Source organism: Acinetobacter thutiue, assembly GCF_030385805.1.
GTDB lineage: Bacteria > Pseudomonadota > Gammaproteobacteria > Pseudomonadales > Moraxellaceae > Acinetobacter > Acinetobacter corruptisaponis.
In genome coordinates this window covers 37,563-54,769 of sequence record NZ_JAUDZE010000012.1, presented here as the reverse complement: position 1 = coordinate 54,769, position 17,207 = coordinate 37,563, and the positions used below count along the sequence as shown (strand labels likewise).

General features: G+C 44.2%; 17 protein-coding genes. 7 read left to right on the top strand and 10 right to left on the bottom strand.

Translation table 11 applies throughout. The features are described 5' to 3' along the window. Positions 1-14 precede the first annotated feature (14 nt). Complete coding sequence (locus QTA56_RS16940) at positions 15-386, top strand: hypothetical protein (protein ID WP_267982150.1); 372 nt, start codon at positions 15-17, stop codon at positions 384-386. 49 nt (positions 387-435) lie between these two features. Here the strand turns inward: QTA56_RS16940 and QTA56_RS16935 are convergent, their stop codons facing one another. The 4 genes from QTA56_RS16935 to QTA56_RS16920 form a co-directional block, all read right to left on the bottom strand. After that, positions 436-1,734, bottom strand: a complete 1,299-nt coding sequence (locus QTA56_RS16935; RefSeq protein ID WP_267982149.1) for a lytic murein transglycosylase — start codon at positions 1,732-1,734, stop codon at positions 436-438. 1,048 nt (positions 1,735-2,782) lie between these two features. Further along, the gene (locus QTA56_RS16930) at positions 2,783-3,904 is read right to left on the bottom strand and encodes a 5-(carboxyamino)imidazole ribonucleotide synthase (protein WP_267982148.1); all 1,122 of its coding nucleotides are present in this window, start codon (positions 3,902-3,904) and stop codon (positions 2,783-2,785) included. An 11-nt stretch (positions 3,905-3,915) separates the two neighbouring features. Further along, a complete protein-coding gene (gene purE / locus QTA56_RS16925) occupies positions 3,916-4,428 on the bottom strand; it encodes a 5-(carboxyamino)imidazole ribonucleotide mutase (protein WP_267982147.1) in 513 nt (170 codons plus the stop codon). 134 nt (positions 4,429-4,562) lie between these two features. Further along, the gene (locus QTA56_RS16920; RefSeq protein ID WP_061517215.1) at positions 4,563-4,916 is read right to left on the bottom strand and encodes a DMT family protein; all 354 of its coding nucleotides are present in this window, start codon (positions 4,914-4,916) and stop codon (positions 4,563-4,565) included. 183 nt (positions 4,917-5,099) lie between these two features. On the opposite strand from QTA56_RS16920, the gene mpl reads away from it, so the two are divergent. Next, positions 5,100-6,461: a UDP-N-acetylmuramate:L-alanyl-gamma-D-glutamyl-meso-diaminopimelate ligase gene (gene mpl, locus QTA56_RS16915; RefSeq protein WP_267982146.1), complete on the top strand. Its 1,362-nt coding sequence runs from the start codon at positions 5,100-5,102 to the stop codon at positions 6,459-6,461. Between the two features lie 229 nt (positions 6,462-6,690). On the opposite strand, the gene QTA56_RS16910 is transcribed toward mpl, so the two are convergent. From QTA56_RS16910 to QTA56_RS16895, 4 genes are read right to left on the bottom strand one after another with little or no spacing between them, the layout of a single operon-like run. Beyond that, positions 6,691-7,434, bottom strand: coding sequence for an SDR family oxidoreductase (locus tag QTA56_RS16910; protein WP_004675409.1), 744 nt, complete (start codon positions 7,432-7,434; stop codon positions 6,691-6,693). 20 nt (positions 7,435-7,454) lie between these two features. Then, complete coding sequence (locus QTA56_RS16905) at positions 7,455-8,153, bottom strand: histidine phosphatase family protein (RefSeq protein WP_267982145.1); 699 nt, start codon at positions 8,151-8,153, stop codon at positions 7,455-7,457. After that, complete coding sequence (locus QTA56_RS16900) at positions 8,150-9,271, bottom strand: phosphotransferase family protein (protein WP_267982144.1); 1,122 nt, start codon at positions 9,269-9,271, stop codon at positions 8,150-8,152. Before QTA56_RS16900 ends, QTA56_RS16905 begins: the two co-directional genes overlap by 4 nt. Before the next feature lie 12 nt (positions 9,272-9,283). Further along, a complete protein-coding gene (locus tag QTA56_RS16895) occupies positions 9,284-10,516 on the bottom strand; it encodes an acyl-CoA dehydrogenase family protein (protein ID WP_267982143.1) in 1,233 nt (410 codons plus the stop codon). A 105-nt stretch (positions 10,517-10,621) separates the two neighbouring features. Here QTA56_RS16895 and QTA56_RS16890 point away from each other — a divergent pair, with 105 nt between their 5' ends. From QTA56_RS16890 to QTA56_RS16875, 4 genes are all read left to right on the top strand, one after another. Beyond that, complete coding sequence (locus tag QTA56_RS16890) at positions 10,622-11,572, top strand: LysR family transcriptional regulator (RefSeq protein WP_267982142.1); 951 nt, start codon at positions 10,622-10,624, stop codon at positions 11,570-11,572. A 268-nt stretch (positions 11,573-11,840) separates the two neighbouring features. Further along, the gene (locus QTA56_RS16885) at positions 11,841-12,797 is read left to right on the top strand and encodes a TerC family protein (RefSeq protein WP_267982141.1); all 957 of its coding nucleotides are present in this window, start codon (positions 11,841-11,843) and stop codon (positions 12,795-12,797) included. A gap of 191 nt (positions 12,798-12,988) precedes the next feature. Then, a complete protein-coding gene (locus QTA56_RS16880; protein ID WP_267982140.1) occupies positions 12,989-13,378 on the top strand; it encodes a hypothetical protein in 390 nt (129 codons plus the stop codon). 21 nt (positions 13,379-13,399) lie between these two features. Beyond that, positions 13,400-14,560, top strand: a complete 1,161-nt coding sequence (locus QTA56_RS16875; protein WP_267982139.1) for a glutathionylspermidine synthase family protein — start codon at positions 13,400-13,402, stop codon at positions 14,558-14,560. Between the two features lie 34 nt (positions 14,561-14,594). On the opposite strand, the gene QTA56_RS16870 is transcribed toward QTA56_RS16875, so the two are convergent. Together QTA56_RS16870 and QTA56_RS16865 are read right to left on the bottom strand one after the other, a co-directional pair. Next, complete coding sequence (locus QTA56_RS16870; protein WP_267982138.1) at positions 14,595-14,909, bottom strand: hypothetical protein; 315 nt, start codon at positions 14,907-14,909, stop codon at positions 14,595-14,597. Between the two features lie 13 nt (positions 14,910-14,922). Beyond that, positions 14,923-15,396, bottom strand: a complete 474-nt coding sequence (locus QTA56_RS16865) for a hypothetical protein (RefSeq protein ID WP_267982137.1) — start codon at positions 15,394-15,396, stop codon at positions 14,923-14,925. Between the two features lie 448 nt (positions 15,397-15,844). Between QTA56_RS16865 and guaD the strand changes: the two genes are divergently transcribed. Next, positions 15,845-17,161 carry a guanine deaminase gene (guaD, locus tag QTA56_RS16860; protein WP_267982136.1) on the top strand — a complete coding sequence of 439 codons (1,317 nt, stop codon included), beginning with the start codon at positions 15,845-15,847 and terminating at the stop codon, positions 17,159-17,161. Positions 17,162-17,207: the final 46 nt, after the last annotated feature.

Sequence of the window (17,207 nt, the reverse complement as noted above, 5' to 3'; positions counted from 1 at the left end):
AAGCGGAGATCAACATGAGTTATTATCATATCCTGATTGAGGTGAACGATCACATCAGTACGATTGAGCAGACTCGTGATATTGAAATCCTGGATATTCAGGATATTAGCCCTTATCTCCACTCTATTTTAATCCCTTATTTCAATGAGCAGGAAATCGAGCTTGAGGACGAAAACGTTGCTTATGACGAAATCCTGCATCTGGAAGTGAAACAGACCCTTTTACCCATTGAACACTTGATTGAAGAAGAACAAAAACAGTTGCCAAGTGACACTGATGTGACCATCACGGCCTATGAAATTTTTAATGACCGTGATTTAAGTCAGGATGTGACCGCGGTGATTTTTGACATTCTGGAAGCGGTTAAACTGGACGATGCGCCATAAGTAAAAAAGGTCTGCATTGATTTGCAGACCTTTTTTGATGAAAACATTATTATTGCATCATTTGTTTAGCTTGTTCCTGGCGAAAAGCACGGAGAATCTGCAGACCTGCCCGTCCTGTAGGGTTTAAGCCTAAACGGCTTTGTTCCTTTTGAATGGCCTGACGGCTTTTATCACCAATCAAACCATCTACGGCCCCAATGTCATAGCCCCGCTGAATCAGGAACTGCTGGATTTCACGACGTTCTGCACGTGAGGTGCCAGCATCATCTGTTGGCCAGGCAGTTAAAAACGGTGTTCCACCCCTTAAACGGTCGGATAGATGCGCAATTGCCAATCCATAGCTTTCCGCTGCGTTATAGCTATAAATCGCATCAAAGTTTTTAAACACCAAAAATGCTGGGCCATTGGCGCCCGCTGGTGTAATTAGCCCTGCTGGTGTGCTGCCTGACAAATTGCCCTGAATCAATGCCGTACCATCCGCACGGGTTACGCCCTGCGCAATCCAGCTATTCAGTGACCTTTTATTACGACGGCTTTCGCCTGCAACCGACATACCTTGTGGAATTTTCACCTCAAAGCCCCACGGCATACCTGTTTGCCACCCTGCCCGTTTTAGGAAGTTGGCAGTTGAAGCCAGAGCATCTGTGGTGCTTGAAACTAAATCACGGCGGCCATCCCCATCAAAGTCCACCGCCAGACGCTCATAGGTGGATGGCATGAATTGAGTATGACCAAAAGCACCTGCCCAGGAACCATAGAGTTGATCCTGGGTTAAATCACCGCGTTGTAAAATCCGCATGGTGGCAAAGAACTCGCCACGGAAATAACTTTGGCGGCGGCCCTCACAGCTCAGTGTCCCCAAAGCCTGCAATAAAGGATATTTACCTGAAATGTCTCCATAATTACTTTCCACACCCCACACGGCTACCACCGTTTCAGCAGGAACACCATAGGCCTGCTCCACACGGTTGAGTACCGCACGATGCTGGGCCAGTTTCTGCTGCCCAGCCTGCACACGCTCGTTATCCACAAGCCCAGACAGATAATCCCAGATCGGGGTCGAAAATTCAGGCTGATAATTTAATTTATCAATGACCGAATAGTCTGGTGCCAAATTTTGCGTATAACGATCATAGGTTAAGCCAGAAACACCTGAGGCAATTGCCTGGGAGCGTAAATTTGCCAGACAACCCTGAAAACTGGAATTTGACGTATAGCTGCCTGTTACAGGTGCCGCTGCCGTTGTGGTGCTCGCCACCTTTGCACCATTAATAATGAGTTCTGCGTGTGCTTGATTAAAGAAAGCAAATAAGGCAGTGCCTATAAATAAAGAAAAATGATGTTTCATGTCTTAACCAGAGTTTTTAAATTTAAATTTCTTGTTCACCTTAACATGCAACTGCACCATGTTCCGTTTGCAATCGTAACTTTGAATTCATTTATTGTCTTTTAAATTTAAAGTTCTCATTTTAAATTCAAAACCTGCAATCATTTTTGAATTCAAAATAGCCACAAACCAATTTATAAGTTTTAAATTCAAAAATACAGCCTACTTTTAAATTCATTTATAGAGTTCAATCTTTCTCAACCAAAGCCTGAACTCTTATGTTTTATAGAAACTTAGTTAATTTTTCTTGTTATAGGAGAAAACATAATCCACAAGCTGATCATTTAAATTCAAATAAAAGCACAAGCTAATTTTAAATTCAAAAGCCAACAGATTTTTTGAATTCAAAACTTATACAAAGGCATGTTGAATATCTTGAATTCAAATTTTATCCCGTACTTTAAATTCAAAAACACAAAATAAAGTTATTCACAATCCAGACAAAGCCCTAAATATGAATGTTCAACACCAAAAAGCAAAGCTTTTATCAAGCGTAATCCGAATAGTTTGAGTGAAGTTCACCTTGCAAAGCTTTAATTACTCACCATATAGATGGCAAATTTTTTCTTGGGTAATGTTGTAACTCATTTAGATAGTGACTCCTTTTTAGAATTAAAATATAAATTTAAAACATTGAAAATTATATTATTTTTATGAATTAACAACCTACTGCATACAAAAAAATAATTTTTATGATTTATATCAACTTATCCAATTTTTCTTGATACGGAAAGATATTCCCAGACTAATCACTTAACCTCAAATAAAAACACCATCCTGATTTTAAATTTAAAAACTGACAGATATTTTGAATTTAAACTGCAAATGATCCACTTTCATCGTTTTGAATTCAAATTACGCTCTCGGTTTTAAATTCAAATTTGTAAAAGAAACTTATCCACAAACCCAATATTTTTCATCCTTTTATGGTTTTGAATTTAAAACTTTAAATTTAAACATCAGCCAATAAAAAAGCGACCCGAAAGTCGCTCTGATTATAAAAATGAATTTAAATTTTCATTTCATCAGTCAGTGCCAATGGCACAGGTAGAATTTTGGCAAGTTGACGACACAGGTCCGTTAAATCATCACGGTTATTCGGCATCAACGTAATATGTCCCAGCTTACGGCCAGCACGTTCAGACTTATTGTAAAGATGTAAATGTGCGCCTTTGAGGGCCAGCACATCTTCCGATTTTGGATGCTGACCAATGATATTCACCATCACAGTTGGGCGAACCACATCAGTTGACCCCAATGGTAAACCTGCAACTGCACGGATATGGTTTTCAAACTGTGAGCAAATTGCGCCCTCAATCGACCAGTGACCCGAGTTATGCACACGACACGCCATTTCATTGGCGTAGAGGCCTTGTTCTGTCACAAACAGTTCAAGCGTCAGCACACCAACATAGTTAAGATGGTTGAGCAGACGGGTGATGTAATCCTGCGCGACAGGCTGTAAATCTGTGCTGTTTGGTGCAGGAACGATGGAGTGGGACAAAATGCCATTGTGATGGTGGTTTTCAGCAAGTGCCCAAGTTTTGACATCGCCATCCTGTCCACGCACCGCAATGATTGACACTTCACGGCTGAATTTCACAAAACTTTCAGCAATCAAGCTTTTAGCGGGACCAAGCTCAGTCCAAGCGGTATCAATCTGATCTTCGGAACGCAATACAAACTGGCCCTTGCCATCATAGCCACCTGTTACGGTTTTTAAGACGATTGGCAAGCCCAGATCAGCCACGGCCTGTTTTAAGCTGTCCAAGCTATCTACAGCACGGTACGGCGCAACAGGAATCCCTAGCTCATCGAACAAGCCTTTTTCAGCCAAACGGTTTTGGGCGGTTGCCAAAGCAAGGCGGGGAGGGTGCAATGTCTTGCTTTGTGTAAGCACATCCACATCGGCCACAGGCGTATTTTCAAATTCAAGGCTAAACACATCCGCACTGGCGATGAAATCCTGTAAACCCTGTGCATTTTTGCTTGAAAATACGGGTCCCAAAATCGCAGCAGGGCAATCGGTTTCCGCTTCAAAGAATGTGCATTGAATATTAAGTGGCAAAGCCGCTTGCGCCATCATGCGTCCAAGTTGCCCACCACCAAAAATGCCAATGGTTTTATTCATGATCAACTCCGTTAAACTTGACCAGGAATATTATTGCTCGACACTTTTTCGGTCTGTGCAGTACGGAAATCAGCCACATTTTTAGCGATATTTGGGCGAGTTAAACCTAAAATTTGTGCCGCCATAATCGCCGCATTGGTTGCACCTGCCTGACCAATTGCCAGTGTTCCCACTGCAATGCCTGCTGGCATCTGCACGATGGAAAGCAATGAATCAACACCATTTAAGATTGAGGATTTCACAGGCACACCCAGTACAGGTAAATCGGTCTTGGCTGCACACATGCCAGGTAAATGCGCCGCACCACCAGCACCCGCAATAATCACCTGAATGCCACGATCACGCGCTGTTTCCGCATATTCAAACAAACGGTCTGGGGTACGGTGCGCAGAAACCACTTCAGCTTCAAAAGGAACACCCAGTTGTTTGAGCATGTTCGCGGTATGTTCGAGTGTTGCCCAATCGGATTGAGAACCCATGATAATCCCGACTAAAGGTTGGCTATCTGTTGCGACCGCATTCATTGGCTTTTCCAAAACATGATAAAAATAGGGGAATGTCTCGACTCGCGCCAAGCACAAAGGAATAAATTGGCAAATATTATAGCGGTTTTTTCAGGCATCCCCAAATAAAGAACATCTGGGCAGTGTCCGAAAAATTAGCTTTGGTTACGGAACACAAAATAGACACAGCCCATCAAACAAAACATCGCCCAGACATAATCCAGTTTAAAAGGCTGCTTAAACAGGAAAATCATAAAAGGCACAAACACCAATAAAGTGACGACTTCCTGTGTAATTTTCATTTCCCCCAGACTCCAGCCATGCTGACTTAACAGTTTGGTTGCAGGAATCATAAAACTGTATTCCAGCAGGGCAATACACCAACTGAACAGGATCGCTTGCCAAAGTGGGGCATCATGTAAAATTTTAAGATGCCCATACCATGCCAAAGTCATAAAACAGTTGGAAATTATCAATAGGCATAACGCCAGCAGAGGGAAGCTCAACATAATGTCCTTTTATAGGAATACTATTTTAAAAACACTGGAATTTTATCATTCCTCAACGTCATTATAAGTAAAGAACAACAACGAATTTTGACTATCTTTTCCATAGCAGCCTTGCTATCTTTTGAGGCAAATTTTTAACTGCATAACACACGTTTTACGTGAATGAATAAAGCGAGATACAACATGCATCTGCATATTTTGGGTATTTGTGGCACGTTTATGGGGTCTTTGGCTCTATTGGCACGAGATTTAGGACATAAAGTCACAGGTTCAGATGCCAATGTTTATCCACCAATGTCAACCCAACTGGAAAATGCAGGCATTGAGCTGATGCAGGGCTATGACCGCAGCCATTTGCAGCCGCATCCTGATCTTGTGATTGTGGGCAATGCCATGAAACGTGGTATTGATGCCATCGAGTATATGCTAAACGAGGGTTTACCTTATGTTTCTGGCCCACAGTTTTTGGCAGATCATGTCTTGCAGGGCAAGCATGTGCTTGGTGTGGCGGGGACACATGGCAAAACCACAACCACGACCATGCTGGCTTGGGTGCTGGATCAGGCAGGTTTAAATCCTGGCTTTTTGATCGGTGGCGTACCGCTTGGTTTTAGCGAAAGCGCACGTTTAGGTGGTGGAAAATATTTCTGTGTGGAAGCGGATGAATACGACTCTGCATTCTTTGATAAGCGTTCCAAATTCGTTCATTACCACCCTAAAACAGCGATTTTAAACAACCTTGAATTTGACCATGCCGATATTTTTGATGATCTAGCTGCAATTCAAAAACAGTTCCACCATTTAGTGCGTACCATTCCAAGTGAGGGTCGTATTATTGCCCCGATTACTGAAACCAATATTGATGAAGTACTAGCACAGGGCTGCTGGACACCTGTAATTCGTACCAGTCTTGAAGCAAATAATCAAGCCGCTTTATCTGCTGAGTTGGTCAGTGCCGATGGCAGCCACTTTAACGTGCTGGAACATGGCAAGGTGATTGGCGAAGTGAAATGGAACATGACAGGGCAGCATAGTGTTGCCAATGCCTTAGCCACCATTGCCGCAGCCCAGCATGTGGGTGTAACGATTGAACAAGCCTGTGCAGCTTTATCCAACTTCGGTGGGGTCAAACGCCGTATGGAGCTATTGGGAACAGTTCGTGGCATCGAAGTCTATGATGACTTTGCCCATCACCCAACCGCAATTGAAACTACACTTGACGGCGCACGTAAGCGTTTACGCGAGCGTAAACTGTGGGCGATCATTGAACCACGCTCCAACACCATGCGTATGGGCAGCCATAAAGATGGGTTGGCACATTCTGCACGTTTAGCCGATGAAGTGATCTGGTATCAACCAGAGGGACTGGACTGGGATTTACAGCCCGTGATTGCAGCTTCATCAAACAAGGCCGAAGTCAGCCGTTCTTTAGACGAGATCATTGCCCGTGTGGTGAATGAAGCAGGTGAGGGTGATGCTGTGGTGATCATGTCCAATGGCGGGTTTGGTGGATTGCACCAAAAATTAATTACGGCTTTATCGTAATCGAGCTTTTCATAATTTTAGAACGGTATTCACTATCGTGACAGGCGGCATGGATGCCGCCCGTTGGACTGTGGTATAAGGATATACCATCAGTCCAACAAAGGATTTTTGTTACTTTTCATCCCTGAAAAGTAAGGAAATGCCTATACAAAAACAATTAAACCTATTCAGCCTATATAAGGCTGTGCAGCCTTTTCCAGATGAAATATATCCAAACTATTTATTGTAATTAACTCAATTTATTCACGAGTTTTAACGGCAAAATCTTCATGGCAATCCCCATTGGCAACCACGGCCACTGCGGTACATACGCTTTTACAGGTGCTTTTTCAATGGCTTTGACCAAAGCCTTGCAACCTGTTTTCTCATCCACCTCAAATGGCAGTTTTTTCGCACCCTCATTCATCTCGGTACGAATATAGCCTGGAAAAATAGTGGAGACCTTGATTGGCGTATTGAGCAGTTCCGCACGAATCCCCTCTGCCAAGTGTGCAACCGCCGCCTTACTGGCCGCATAGGTCGATAAATGCTTCGGCAAACCACGTAGTGCGCTCATTGAGGAAATCACCACCAAATGCCCTTTATTCTGCGCCCTAAAGATTTCAACAGCAGCCTCACACTGCGCCAATGCCGAAATAAAGTTGGTTTCTGCTGTTGCTCGGTTCACTTCAAAATTGCCCTTACCAATACGGCGACCATCACCCACACCCGCATTGACAATAATACGGTCAATCGTCCCGAACTCTTGCTGAAAGGCTTTAAACACCGTAAAAACATCATCGTAATGCGTCACGTCCAGTACCTTGATACCGACCTGCACCGAATGCTGGCTTTGTAGCTCCTGTTTGAGTGTTTCCAAACGTTCCAGCCGCCGTGCACACAACGCAAGATTATAGCCTTTGGCAGCAAACTCACGTGCCATACCTGCACCCAAACCTGAACTTGCACCAGTAATTAAAATCGTCTTTGCCATGTCTGCCACCTATTGTTTTTTTAAATCCATGTTAAAAGTTCAGCATCATGTGCCTTTAAGTAGTGATGCTCATTAAAACTGAGTAATTGCAAACGCCCATCCACCCAACGCAGCGTGGTGATACTGGCATTGGTGATGGACCAGTTCAGTGCAAAAATTTGTTTGGCATGCAAACCCAAGACCTTGCCCACAGCCACAGAAATCACGCCACCAGAACTAAACACCACTGCCTGACGCTGTTGGGTTGCATCAAGATGCTCACACAGGGTTTGCAAAGCAGTTTCTACACGGGTCTGAAAGCCCAACCAAGTCTCATGATATTCATGGTCATATTGCTCTCCAATCCAGCGATCTATCGCGCCATCAAAAATTTTGGCCAGATAGGCACGAGGATTAGCAACCAGTTCAACATCCTGTTTTAACAATTCAGGCTGATTAAAACGTGGTTCATATTGGGCAAACACATGCTGGTGATCAAACTCATTCCATGCCGATTCGGTTTGAATCAATGCATCATGGAAACTTTTCGACAAGGCCAACTGTGCGGTTTGCTGATGACGCTGCATTGAGCCCGCCACCACCAACGGTGTATGTTTCAGCGTTTGCTTAAAAAAATCACCCACCACCTGTGCCTGCTGTTCACCTTTGGCCGAAAGCTGGTCATAACTTGCCGCACCAAATGAGGCCTGTCCATGTCGCACCAGATAAATTGTGCTCATCGTTTTAAAATATCCTGTAGTTTTGCGCCATATTCAAGAATCAATTGCTGTGCTTCAGCATTGTTTGCTGCAATCAGTTTTAACGCCCGAATATGCAAAGCATGAATCAAAATCCAGAAATCCTTAAAGGCAGGATTATCGGTTTGCTGGTGGTAATAACGATAATAAATCTGCTGTGCAATCACCGCCAAACGGAACAAGCCAAACACTTCATAGAAAGCCCAATTTTCTGGTTGTAGGCCTGTTTTATCCAGATAGTAATCGACCACTTGCTGACGAGTCAGCATGCCTTTTAAATTGGTTGGCTGACGACGGCTGGATTTCATCAGGGCATCGTCATCATCCTGAATCCAGTAGGCAAGGGCGCTGCCCAAATCCATCAATGGATCGCCCAATGTCGCCATTTCCCAATCCAGTACACCAATCACTTGGGTCGGCTGGTTTGGATCGAGAATGACATTATCAAAACGCCAGTCATTATGAATCACACAAGTTTTAGAATCGGCTGGAATATGTTGCTGTAACCACTGACGCACAAAGGCAAAATCAGGCACATTCGGCGTTAAGGCTTTGGCATAACGACCATCCCAACCCTCCACCTGACGGCGGCAATAGCCATCGCCCTTACCCAGTTTTTCCAGCTCAGTTCCCTGATAAGGCACTTGATGCAACTCAATCAGCTTATCCAGCACATTCAAACACAGTTGCTGAACCTGTTGCTCATCCAGTTGTAATTCTTTGGGTAAATTGGCACGTGGAATAATGCCTTCAATCCGTTTCATCACATAGAAATCACAGCCAATTACACTGTCATCCTGACACAGTGCCAGCATTTCAGGCAAAACTGGATAGAATGGTGCAAGATAGTTCTGAACGTTATATTCACGTGCCATATCATGTGCTGACTTGGCTTTGGTGCCTTTCGGTGGGCGGCGTAAAATCAGGTCGGCGTTGTCATATTGCAGACGATAGGTCCAATTGGATGCGCCACCCGAATACTGGGTGACTTGTGCTTGCCCTTGTAAAGACACACCCTGATTTTTTAACCATGTTTCAACCACTGCAATATCCAGTTCCTCACCATGACGAACCTGACCACCCACATCAATCACTGTCATTTTCTTATATCCTTATCCACGACCATAACCACGTTTTTTAAGTTCCAGTTTGGCAATCATGCCTTTATGTACTTCGTCAGGTCCATCGGCTAAACGTAAACTACGTGCCTGATTAAAGAACGCAGTGAGGGGAGTATCGCGTGACACACCTTCTCCGCCGTGAATCTGAATTGCCATATCCACCACATTTTGTAGGACTGTCGGCGCAACCACTTTAATCGCAGAAATTTCGGTGAGTGCTGCCATATTGCCCAACGTATCCATCTTATAGGCTGCATACAGCGTCAATAAACGGGCTTGGTCAATTTGCACACGGGCTTCTGCCACACGTTCTAAATTCCCACCCAACTTTAATAGTTCTTTGCCAAAGGCTTTACGGGACATACCACGATCAATCATCAACTCTAACGCTTTTTCTGCTGCGCCAATACAACGCATACAATGATGAATGCGTCCTGGCCCTAAACGCCCTTGTGCAATTTCAAAACCTTGTCCCGCACCACCAATGAAGTTACTCACTGGCACACGCACATTGTCAAAACTGACCTGCCCATGTCCATGTGGCGCATCATAATCACCAAACACAGGCAACATTCGTTCAATGGTCACGCCTTGCGTTTCAATCGGCACAAGTACCATCGAATGTTGATGGTGACGGTCTTTGCTTGGGTCTGGGGTATAGGCCATAAAAATAATCACTTTGGCATTGGGATCACCCAAACCAGACGACCACCATTTACGCCCATTCAGTACAATTTCGTCCCCATCCACCACCGCGGTGGCCTGCATATTGGTGGCATCACTGGACGCTACCGCAGGTTCAGTCATACAGAATACCGAACGAATCTCTCCAGCGAGTAAGGGTTGCAGCCATTGTTGTTTTTGCGCTTCACTGCCATAACGCCATAATACTTCCATGTTGCCACTATCAGGCGCATTACAGTTAAAAACCGTTGGCGCGAGCAAACTACGTCCTGTCAGCTCAGCGATATGCGCATATTCCTGCACCGACAAACCTGTACCCAACTCAGCATCTGGTAAAAACATATTCCATAAGCCTGCGGCTTTGGCCTTATTTTTCAATTGTTGTAATTGTTCAGGCCATTGCCATTTGGTCCAGTCACCATCCACATTTAAATGATGCACCTCATCCCCAAATGCTTTTTCAATGGGTTCGATTTCTTGTTGAATAAAGGCTTGCGTTCGTGCAATAAAATCCTGTGCGCGTTCGGATAATGCAAACATCATCAGTTCCCTCAATGTAAAATATGGCGAATATTGATTCGCTGCTTTACATCACCATAAGCGAAATTTTATTATGAATGAAATGATTTTATTTTATGCATAACTATGAATCATATTCATAATACCAGCCCACTGGAAGTGGGACATTTTCATCGGATTGACATTAATCTCTATCCGCTTTTTATTGCCATTTTTGAACAAAAAAGCATTTCCAAAGCGGCGCAACTACTGTGTATCAGCCAGTCTGCGGTTAGTCATGCCTTACAGCGTCTACGCACACAGCTTGATGATGAACTGTTTGTCCGCAGTGGCCAGAAAATGCTGCCCACACCCTATGCCGAACAGATTTATCAGCCGATTCAAACCGCCTTATTGACTATTCAGGGTATTGCAGTGCCGCAACAGGACTTTGACCCAAGCATGCTACACAGCCTGAAAATTGCCATTCACGATGAAATCGAACCGATTATTTTTCCCCAGTTGGTGTATCACTTTACCCAACTCAATCTGGATATTCAGTTTTTGAGTTCCAAGCTGGACCGTAAAAATATGCTGGCTGATCTTGCAGCCCAGCAAATTGATTTTGTTATTGATCTGGTACAGCCTTATCAAGAAAACTTACAGTTTGAAAACCTGATTGAAGACCATTTTGTAGTGTGTACCCCACAGGCTGAAATGGATTTATCGCTTTATCTATCCTCACCGCATATCGGTGTATCCTCACGGCGTACAGGGCTGTTACTGGAAGATATTTATCTCAACCGCCAACAATTGTCCCGTCAAATTTTCCTGCGTTGCCAGCACTATGCAACCGCCTTGCAGGTACTGGCGCAATATCCGAATGCCATCCTGACTATTCCACAAAGTATCCTCAAACATCTGCATTATTCAACGGATTTGCATATCCATGCCTTGCCGATTGAACTGCCCAAAATCAGGATGGGCATGTACTGGCATGAGCATGTCAAACACAATCCACGACACCAGTTTTTACGAACTGAGATCTTAAAGATTTTTAATCCTGACTTATTTGATAGAGATTTGCACATTGTTTAAAAGTATGTAATTCTATGCACATCTTTGGATGTCATCATCCATACAGAATTTGACAAGGGGAGTAGCCTCCTCCAAATCTCAGTGCTGAAATCGTGGTACTCAGGTGTCAGAGCTCCGTCATTACACTTTGCAAAAAGTCGGACTCTGAGCATCATCCTTTAGGGTGATGTAGGCAAGACCTTGATCATGTTGAAACAGATGTTTTATTTAATTCATCTGGCAACTGGTCAAGGTTTTTTTATGTCCATTTGCCAGATAGGGAGTTGTGATGGAAACTATCGGCAATCTATGGCTGTATGTGGTGTTCTTCGGCATTGTGGCGGTCATGCTACTGGTCGATTTTTTAGGCTTTAAACAAAAACAGGATCAGGATGTCCCGATCAGGCAGGCTGCCTACTGGAGTGTGGCCTGGGTCACTGTGGCGGTGCTGTTTGGCGGGGGTTTGTGGCTCTATCTACAGCAAACCATCGGAACAACCATCGCCAATCAAAAAACCATGGAGTATTTCGCAGGTTATTTACTGGAAAAATCGCTGGCGATTGACAACGTCTTTGTCTGGCTGATGATTTTCGCCGCATTTGCCATTCCACCTGCACTGCAACGTAAAATCCTGCTGTATGGGGTACTCGGCGCAATTGTCCTAAGAACCATTTTTATCTTTATTGGGGCCTGGTTCGTACAGGAATTTTCCTGGGTACTGTATATTTTCGGTGCGTTCCTTGTCTATACAGGCTTTAAGTTCCTGAAAGGGCAGGATGAAGAAACCAATATCGAAGATATTAAATTACTTAAATGGCTGCGCGGGCACATGCGGATTACCCCACAGCTTGAGGGCAACAAGTTCTTCGTGCGTCAGAATGGCCTACTATGGGCAACGCCATTGTTTCTAGTCTTAATCCTGGTTGAGGCATCCGATGTGATTTTTGCGGTGGATTCCATCCCTGCAATCTTTGCTGTCACCAGTGACCCGTTCATTGTCCTGACCGCAAACCTGATGGCGATTCTAGGCCTACGTGCCATGTTCTTCCTGCTGGCTGGTGCCGCAACCAAACTGCATTACCTACCGTATGGACTGGGCATCATCTTATTGTTTATTGGTGCAAAAATGTTATTGCTGGATGTATTCCACATGCCAATCTGGATTTCATTGGGCTTTATCGTACTGGTACTCAGTATCACCGCTTATCTATCATTACGTCATAATAAAAAGCAGTTGCAATCTTAATCAGTTGAATTCAGGCATTTGATAAATTCAGGTGCCTGAACAGTTAAATCATAAAAATAGACTGTACATTAAAAAAACAGATCAATATCATATGGCGGCTTAAAGCTTTTATCTTTCCTAATCAGAAACATAATAAAACAAGGGCTGTTCACATCAATGTCGTTCAGGCCAATTAAAATGAGTGGGGTCTCATGCGTTCTAAAAAAATTAATCTTGTGGTGGTGCCATTGCTACTCAATGCATGTAGCCACAATGATGGCCCATTGGTGCAGGATGTCTACAACAACCAATATGACTGTGCAAGCGACTGGAACACTGAAACCTGTGAAGAGGAAAATAGTTCGGGTAGCGGTGGCTCAAGCGCTGGTGTGCGCTACTACGGCGGTTTTGGTTCTGGACGTTACCTCGGCCCACAGTATTATCAGGGCAATCGGGAAGTGTCTTTTCGCGGCAGCAGCCTACGTCCGCGCAGCAACCTCAGTGTTGGACAACCCATGATTTCGACCACAGCAAAAAGTTACTCCGCCTCCTCACCTGTTCGTGGTGGTTTTGGCCGCGGCGGTTCTTCATTTGGTGGCTGATCAGGAAAACTGAAATTTTGTATGAAAAGAAAAATCCTCGCACCGCGTACCGACTGGCAGTTTGAGCACCAAAAGATTGGTTTTGACTACTTTAACTTACCCTCACTGGATGGCTCAATTTATTGGTCAGAGGGCATTGCCTACGAATTTACCCTCAGGCAGATTGAACAGCTTGAAGATGCGGCCAATGAACTGCATCAAATGTGTTTATCTATTGCTGGCGACTTGATTCAGCGCGGTAACTATCCTGATTATTTCCAGATTCCACAGGCAGCGATTGCTCACATTGAACAGTCATGGCGACGCAATGCACCGATGCTGTATGGGCGTTTTGACTTTGCCTATGATGGACGCAACATCAAAATGCTGGAATACAATGCCGATACCCCGACAGGCCTGCTGGAAGCCTCTGTGGCGCAATGGCTGTGGATCGAACAAGTCTCAGGCATTCCCAACCGTGACCAGTTCAACAGCATCCATGAGGAATTGATCAAGCGTTGGCGAACCATTCTGCCAAGAGGTAGCCATGTGCATTTTGCCGCCTGTCAGGAAGCAGGGCGAGAAGATTGGGGCAATCTGGAATACCTGATGGATACCGCTTATCAGGCCCAACTACAGGTCTCTGAACTGTCGATGGAGAATATCGGCTGGGATGGGCAGGGTTTTGTTGACCTGAACAATCGCCCGATTCACAACCTGTTTAAGCTTTACCCATGGGAATGGATCTGGGAAGAGTCATTTTCAAAATATCTGACAGCACAAAGCAACTGGATTGAACCCTGCTGGAAAATGCTGCTTTCCAACAAGGCCATCTTGGTTGAGCTGTGGAAACGCTATCCACACCATCCGCTTTTGCTTGAAACCCGTGCCTTTGACCCTCAGCAACACCTTGCTGGCAAATGGGTGAAAAAGCCGATTTTGGCGAGGGAGGGAGCCAATATTCGCGTGTTGCAGGATGGTCAGGACCACGGCGCTGCATCTGGCAGTTTCTACTTTGATGACTATGACAAATACGGCTATATAGTACAGAAATGGGTGGATACGCCATTATTTGCAGGGCAGTTGCCCACCCTCGGTTTATGGATGGTTGGACATCAGTGTGCAGGCATGTCGATTCGTGAGGACTGCTACGACATTATTGGCAATGATGCCCATTTTGCCGCGCATTATTTTGTGGAGTAATTTGCAGATTGAATCATTCAAGCCTTAACATGAACTATAAGAACAATTTCCCCTTATGAAAATATTCTTTACCCTTAAATTTTAAAAAGGAAGAATAATTATCATCAATCATGATTCGAAGTGGCGCAGAAAAATACAAATCATCAAAGAATCCCATATCTTTACTTCTAAAGTATTGGAGTTTTCCTTGAGGAAATAAATGGCTTAAATTGGTCGGATAGCGATAGCTTACTTGCTCCATGGCTTGCCAGTACTCAATAATTTCTTTATAGGATTGATATGGGGCATACCACAATGCACCTTCTGCCCCGTAATCCAATTGAATCGGAATAATTAAAAATTTACTCATATCTTTTAATTCTTTAAATCTTATGCGCCGCCACTCGTTTCATATACGACACCAAACGTGTAAAGAATAAAATTTGCAAGAAAATCGTAAAGGCAGAGACACACCATTCATACCACATCTCAAATGCGGTCTGTGCCAAGCCAAAATATTGGTAAATTCCCAGTAACACCAGTCCAAAGACAACCCCAAACACTGTGTTCTGCATCAGGATGGGAAATGATAGGGCAGTGATCCGATTCAGGAAGTTCATCCCCTCATCGCCACCATTGGCCTGATAGGTACGCTGAATGCCGATCACCATAATCACCAGTGTCAATGCAGCCTCAACCCCAATCACGCGCATATCATAATAAGGGGAATACATACCGTAGTAGTACACCACACTGACAACCAACGCCGCCGCAAGATAATAGTTTTTATAGTGTTGCCTGCTCAAGGTATCTTCAGCCAGCTCATGCGCCAAAGCCTTGGTATTCCAGTAATACATATGTATTTTTCTCAAAAAAGTAGGGTCTGTTGACATTTCAGCCATGCATTGCGTTATAGGCTAAAACAACTTAAACAAGGCATGAAACGTAGGCAATGGCGACTCCCTTGTCAAGTTTCATAACGAAGTTTGGGGCAGTTTTAGCCATAACCCAGTGGGACAGGGACATTTTTTGCCGCTACTGCGTTATGCCTTACTCATTTAGAATAGCTAAATTTCATAAGTCATGCCTTGTATCGTCTAAAAAATGTCCTCTGTCGCAAGCATCTGTGAAATATCAACAGACCCTCATTATTGCTGACAATTTACCCATTTCCACTCAAAAGTAAAGTGAATTGATTCAATCCATTACTCACATTTATATACGTTTTAATGGCCTAAATTAGGCGAATAATCCAGTAAGCTGAATAAAATCGGGTACAATCAACGAAAAACATTGTAGGTTGTTATGACTTTGACTACTCCCATCACGGTCGTTCGTGGTCGCTTCTTGGATATCCAAAAAACCGTTTCCCAGGCAAAAGATATTATTGATCAGGTTCGTTATATCGAAGACGGCGTGCTGATCGCTGAACAGGGTAAAATTCGCTGGTTTGGCAGTTGGGATGATGCCCAAGCGCATTTACCTGCAAACGTTGAAATTCAGCATTATCCTGAGCAATTGATCATTCCAGGTATGATCGACACCCATATCCACTTCCCACAAACTGAAATGGTCGGAGCCTATGGTGAACAGTTGTTAAGCTGGCTGAACACCTATACTTTCCCCACTGAAATCCAGTTCAAGGACAAGGTCTATGCACAACAGATTGCAAAGTTCTTTGTACAGGAACTGCTTAAAAATGGTACAACAACTGCACTGGTGTTCTGTACCGTGCATCCTGAATCGGTGGATGCCTTGTTTGAAGCCGCAGCACAGCAGCAGATGCGCTTAATTGCGGGCAAGGTGATGATGGACCGTCATGCACCAGAAGCACTGTGTGACACGGCCGAGAGCGCCTATGACGATTCCAAGGCATTGATTGAAAAATGGCATGGTCAGGGGCGTGCCTTATATGCGATTACCCCACGTTTTGCACCAACCTCAACACCTGAACAATTAGAGCGGGCAGGGCAGTTAAAAGCCGAATTTCCTGATGTGTATGTGCATACCCATTTAAGTGAAAACAAGGATGAGATTGCATGGGTCAAGGATTTGTTTCCTGAGCAAAACGGCTATCTGGATGTGTATCATCATTATGGTTTAACAGGCAATCGTTCGGTGTTTGCACATTGTGTGCATTTGGAAGATCAAGAATGGCAATGTATGCATGATACCGACTCTGCAATTGCCTTTTGTCCAACCTCAAACCTGTTTTTGGGCAGTGGCTTGTTTCCATTGAAAAAAACATGGCAGCAGCAGGTTAAGGTCGGTCTCGGTACCGACATTGGGGCAGGGACCTCGTTTAGCTTGTTGCAGACCGTCAATGAGGCCTACAAGGTGCAACAGTTGCAGGGTGATAAATTGTCCGCATTTGAATCGCTATACCATGCGACACTGGGCGGTGCAAAAGCCCTCGACTTGGATGACAAACTCGGTAACTTTAATGTAGGTAAGGAAGCTGATTTTGTGGTGTTGAATCTCAAGCCAACCGCATTGCAGCAACTGCGTCAGTCACGTTCAAAATCAATCGAAGATAGCCTATTCGCCTTGTTTACCATGGGCGATGACCGAAATATTGAGGCAACCTATATCTATGGACAAAAAGCCTATAGCCAAAGCTAAAGTTTTGAATAAACGAAAAATTGGGTGGATATTATTGGCCATCGGC

Excerpts from the sequence above, each read along its gene's own strand:
- QTA56_RS16940 (WP_267982150.1), top strand. The coding sequence starts at position 15 with ATGAGTTATTATCATATCCTGATTGAGGTGAACGATCACATCAGTACG.
- QTA56_RS16935 (WP_267982149.1), bottom strand. The coding sequence starts at position 1,734 with ATGAAACATCATTTTTCTTTATTTATAGGCACTGCCTTATTTGCTTTC.
- QTA56_RS16930 (WP_267982148.1), bottom strand. The coding sequence starts at position 3,904 with ATGAATAAAACCATTGGCATTTTTGGTGGTGGGCAACTTGGACGCATG.
- purE (WP_267982147.1), bottom strand. The coding sequence starts at position 4,428 with ATGAATGCGGTCGCAACAGATAGCCAACCTTTAGTCGGGATTATCATG.
- QTA56_RS16920 (WP_061517215.1), bottom strand. The coding sequence starts at position 4,916 with ATGTTGAGCTTCCCTCTGCTGGCGTTATGCCTATTGATAATTTCCAAC.
- mpl (WP_267982146.1), top strand. The coding sequence starts at position 5,100 with ATGCATCTGCATATTTTGGGTATTTGTGGCACGTTTATGGGGTCTTTG.
- QTA56_RS16910 (WP_004675409.1), bottom strand. The coding sequence starts at position 7,434 with ATGGCAAAGACGATTTTAATTACTGGTGCAAGTTCAGGTTTGGGTGCA.
- QTA56_RS16905 (WP_267982145.1), bottom strand. The coding sequence starts at position 8,153 with ATGAGCACAATTTATCTGGTGCGACATGGACAGGCCTCATTTGGTGCG.
- QTA56_RS16900 (WP_267982144.1), bottom strand. The coding sequence starts at position 9,271 with ATGACAGTGATTGATGTGGGTGGTCAGGTTCGTCATGGTGAGGAACTG.
- QTA56_RS16895 (WP_267982143.1), bottom strand. The coding sequence starts at position 10,516 with ATGTTTGCATTATCCGAACGCGCACAGGATTTTATTGCACGAACGCAA.
- QTA56_RS16890 (WP_267982142.1), top strand. The coding sequence starts at position 10,622 with ATGAATCATATTCATAATACCAGCCCACTGGAAGTGGGACATTTTCAT.
- QTA56_RS16885 (WP_267982141.1), top strand. The coding sequence starts at position 11,841 with ATGGAAACTATCGGCAATCTATGGCTGTATGTGGTGTTCTTCGGCATT.
- QTA56_RS16880 (WP_267982140.1), top strand. The coding sequence starts at position 12,989 with ATGCGTTCTAAAAAAATTAATCTTGTGGTGGTGCCATTGCTACTCAAT.
- QTA56_RS16875 (WP_267982139.1), top strand. The coding sequence starts at position 13,400 with ATGAAAAGAAAAATCCTCGCACCGCGTACCGACTGGCAGTTTGAGCAC.
- QTA56_RS16870 (WP_267982138.1), bottom strand. The coding sequence starts at position 14,909 with ATGAGTAAATTTTTAATTATTCCGATTCAATTGGATTACGGGGCAGAA.
- QTA56_RS16865 (WP_267982137.1), bottom strand. The coding sequence starts at position 15,396 with ATGTATTACTGGAATACCAAGGCTTTGGCGCATGAGCTGGCTGAAGAT.
- guaD (WP_267982136.1), top strand. The coding sequence starts at position 15,845 with ATGACTTTGACTACTCCCATCACGGTCGTTCGTGGTCGCTTCTTGGAT.